2 protein-coding genes are annotated in these 921 nt (G+C 73.6%); one reads left to right on the top strand and one right to left on the bottom strand.

Annotated elements, in window-relative coordinates:
• Positions 1–480, top strand: a 480-nt coding sequence (locus tag Q0L15_RS22930; RefSeq protein ID WP_296607171.1) for a hypothetical protein, incomplete at its 5' end; no start/stop codon positions are given.
• Here the strand turns inward: Q0L15_RS22930 and Q0L15_RS22925 are convergent.
• A partial coding sequence (locus tag Q0L15_RS22925; RefSeq protein ID WP_296607170.1) for a hypothetical protein occupies positions 477–921 on the bottom strand: 445 nt, incomplete at its 5' end. The two genes, Q0L15_RS22930 and Q0L15_RS22925, sit on opposite strands and share 4 nt — an antisense overlap.

The raw sequence follows: 921 nt of genomic DNA, 5'->3' as shown, positions 1-921 counted from the left end.
CGCCGGGACCCGCTCGGGCTGGTCGCGGGGGGCGAGGGGACGATCACCGGGACCGTGGTGTGCGCGGCCGCGATCGCGTACGCCGCGGGCCACACCGAGTCGGTGTGGGAGCTGTCCGGGATCATCCTCGGCACGGTCGCCGTGTACTGGGTCGCGCACCTGCACGCGGTCACGCTCGGCAGCTCGCTCACCCGACGGCACCACCCCTTCGTGGCACTGCGGCACGCCCTGCGCGAGACCTCGCCGATCGCCGGGGCGTCGGTGGTCCCACTCGGGGTGCTGCTCGCGACCTCGCTGCTCGGCGCCGAGCTCAAGACCGCGGCGTGGGCGGCCCTGATCGCGACGATCGCGCTGCTGACGGCGTACAGCGGACTCGCCGGCAGGCGCGGCGGCATGGACGGCTGGGGGCAGCTCGCCAGCGCGGTCGCGGGCCTGTGCCTGGGCCTGCTCGTCGTGCTGCTCAAGGTGGGCCTGCACTAGGAGGTCGGTGACCACTCCTGGAGCAGGCCGGTCTGGTTCACCGCACGACCGTCCGCGGTGAGCGTCATCGAGCCGATCGACAGGCTCGGGCCGCCCTCCCAGCGGGTGCCGGCGCGGGTGCGCAGGCCGGTCGTCTGCCAGAGCTTGCCGCCGCCCTCGTCGCCCGGCACCTGGCGCACGTCGAGCTCGATGCGGTCGTCGTACACACGGGCGAGCATGTAGGTCGCCTGGCCGCGGTAGAGCAGGCCGCCCGTCGAGACCTGGGTGAGCCCGTCGGCGCGGCGCATGGTGGTCGCGTGCACCTCGCCGTTGATGTAGAGGTCGACGCCGTACCGCGCCATCGTCCGCCAGAGCGGCGACTTCTCGCCGCCCTCGATGTGGCCGCCCGACGACGAAACCTCGCGCACGGGGTAGAGCACCGGGTTGTGGCCCTGCACGATC

The sequence above is a fragment of the Nocardioides sp. genome (genome assembly GCF_024509035.1).
Taxonomy (GTDB): domain Bacteria; phylum Actinomycetota; class Actinomycetes; order Propionibacteriales; family Nocardioidaceae; genus Nocardioides.
Note: the sequence above shows the minus strand (reverse complement) of the source record. Positions and strands in the feature narration are given on the sequence as shown.